Below are 2,903 nucleotides of genomic sequence, written 5' to 3'. Positions count from 1 at the left end.
ATTTCTGCGTTACACATACGTTGCGAATCCACGACGGAGAGATCTACAGACGCGAGATTTCCAATATTTAGATCTTCTTCCACGTCTAAATTTTTCATTGTGATTTTCTTTTTACACGCTGGATTGTTTTGTGCGATTGCTGAGCCTGCAGCTTCAATTAACCCATCGGCTAGATTGATCGTTTTAGCTGAGGCCGCTTGTACGAGCAACAAAGGCACAACAGCCGCGATTGTGTAAGTGATAGATTTACTCATAATGTTACCTTTCTGACTTTGAGGACTGATTTGATACTGCTAACGTTTGGTTTAAAAAGCTTCTTTACTAGAAGCTTTTAACTTCAATGTAGAAATCAATCAGAAAATTTAAAAAGAAAAAGTAAAGTATTTTGTTGCTGTGTATCTACAAATTAGATACGTTTGTATCCACGCTTTAGATACGTTTGTATCCACGCTTTAGATACGTTTGTATCAGCAATTTAGATACTCATATGGATGGACGAACGATATTAAAAGGGTTGGAGTGACAAATGGACGAGAAAGAGCTTTCAGAAATAGAGCGCCGAGTTGAAATAGTTATCGCTTCTTTCATAGATGACTTTCTTCTTCGAAGTGAGCCGAAAATTTCCCCAGTTGAAGTATTTAATAAAATACTTTCGCTAGTTCAGATACCACTAACCTTTGGTGTTGGGATTGACACCGTAGGAGGTCATGCAAGTAAAGTTCATTGGTTTGCAGGCGAAGACGGTTATGCTGCGGCCCTTAACTCTAAGTGGGAAAAACATAAAAAGGATGGCGAAATCCATCCATTCAGTGTGTTTGATGCGCGAGATTTACGAGACCGGAAGTATATTTTCTATGTTTTTCAAGTTTGCCCTAGCACCGGTGAATCAAATCTTAAACCGATATCATCCCAAAAAAGTCAATGCAAAGACCGTTCGACACACTTAATAAGACTTAATATACAATCCTTTTTGGAAGCCATATCACGCGAACCAGACTGGGGCATTAACAGAAGTTTTATTGATGCTGTATCAGCAGGTCTTTCAGAGTTCTTGGGGATTACTGGCGCACAATACTGGCTTGAAGAACAATCTCGGCAAATTTATAAACAGAAATCAGCGTTGGCTAAAACTCGTCAGCATAAATCCGCCTATACAAAAGAACCCTTTGATATTTTACCGTGGTATGAACAGAGCGGAGGAATTGCAGATAATTTATATAGCCCAAAAATAAGAAATTATGCGCTGTCGGTGAGACGTTTTAATGAGACAGCAAAATGCGACCAGTTCAACTTACCAGATTTCGTGATTTATGCGCGCTCAAATTATGTTACTGGGGAATACCGTTACGATAAAGCATTTAACTACCGTCTTAAGGTAATTATGGGCGAGCAACAGCGTTCCGATATAAAAAATTTTTTTATTATGCTTAAAGATCATCTAACGCATGGAACGAGTTTAAGCGAGCTTGGGATTTGCTTGTATAGAGATATTCCACAAATAGATGAAAACAAGGAGCGTTTAGAAACAATGGAGAGCTACGATAATCTTTTTTTTAAAGTATTAAAGGGACTCGTAAGCATTGATTCAAAAGGAACGATAGAAAGCGGGGATGGTGATAGCGATCGTGGCATAGAGAGTCTGTTGGATATTTTCTTAAGCGAATTTGAAAAAGATGCAGCTTCCTTCGCTGATGCCTGTTTTGTTACAGGTTTAATTTTCTACCGTTTTCCTTTTCTAGCAGGGGGAGTTGGAAGAATTAAAAATAACTTCTCAGTTGATGATATTGGTGGTAAGTTCAATGTAAGCATGATGCGTATTTGCATAGCGCATTACGTGTTTGAAGCAATGAAACCGAAAAACCAAACCCTCAAAGCAGGAGAAACTGTTGCATTAGTTTTGCTGCCGATTTATGTTTGGTCGCGAATTCCTGTCGTTATCGCACACGTTGTTACTTCTTCTTCAGATCCTGGTCGTTTGTCTAGTCACTCTGTGTGGCACCAAATATTTCACGTTACCCAGAATCTGGGAAGAGAGTTAAAGAGACACTTTAGGAAATCGCTTGAAAAAGAATTCATCCTATTGGTAACCGAAAACACAACACAAATATTCCGACAGTATATTTCAAAAAAGTGTGACATGGAGACTGTCATTCAAGCTGTCGACACCCTTAGCGATTTTTTTGGTCAGCTATCCTTTGAGCTTCCATATCCACAAGTGAAAGTGTCAATACGAAATGGAACTAACCGAGCTATTCTTCTAAGTGAATCAGACATTAAGGTGGCAGGAACTATCCTTAAACTAGAAGTAAGTGATAACAAAAGTTACCCATATTCAAGAGCGTATAAAACATTTAATGGAGATCGTGAAAGACTTAAAAAGAAGTTACTTACTTGCTTAAAGAAAAACCTAGTACAGCTGAATAATGAAGTTGTAGTTGAAATAGTTAAGCGTTCAAGCATGGGGTTGCGACCTCATAAAGATAGCTGTTTGGTAAATAGTATTTTGGAGGAATACGGTATACACAAGGGGATCATGCTTACAATCCCAACTCCTAGGTTAAAAGTACAAGAAATGTGCGAAGCCGCTCGCAAAGGAGTGAACCCCGTGCCAGATTATGATCGGAAAAATCCTGCAACGCCAACCCCAGAAGTTTATTTAGAGTATTACTTTAGCGAGTACTTGAGCTTCTTTGGTGCAAGTACAAATAGCATTAATTTAAAAGAGCTGAGAGATATTTTGTCAAAACGAACATTTACAGCCATCAAACAGCATTACTTTAGGCGAGATATTAAGCTTTCCGATATAATACCTAAATCTATCTGAGACCTTGCCGCTATGGTTAATTCGACAGAGGATAAACGACATATTTATCTACTATGGAACAAGGTTTTTACCAAATCAA

Annotated in this window: 2 protein-coding genes; one reads left to right on the top strand and one right to left on the bottom strand. The window is 38.4% G+C overall.

The features are described 5' to 3' along the window. Positions 1 to 254 (bottom strand): hypothetical protein (locus J8L97_RS22615; RefSeq protein WP_211052975.1); only part of this gene is annotated, 254 nt, incomplete at its 3' end. A gap of 272 nt (positions 255 to 526) precedes the next feature. Between J8L97_RS22615 and J8L97_RS22610 the strand changes: the two genes are divergently transcribed. Further along, a complete protein-coding gene (locus tag J8L97_RS22610) occupies positions 527 to 2,824 on the top strand; it encodes a hypothetical protein (protein ID WP_211052973.1) in 2,298 nt (765 codons plus the stop codon). Positions 2,825 to 2,903: the final 79 nt, after the last annotated feature.

The sequence above is a fragment of the Pseudoalteromonas sp. MMG012 genome, assembly GCF_018100875.1.
GTDB lineage: Bacteria > Pseudomonadota > Gammaproteobacteria > Enterobacterales > Alteromonadaceae > Pseudoalteromonas > Pseudoalteromonas aurantia.
Note: the sequence above shows the minus strand (reverse complement) of the source record. Positions and strands in the feature narration are given on the sequence as shown.

Excerpts from the sequence above, each read along its gene's own strand:
- J8L97_RS22610 (WP_211052973.1), top strand. The coding sequence starts at position 527 with ATGGACGAGAAAGAGCTTTCAGAAATAGAGCGCCGAGTTGAAATAGTT.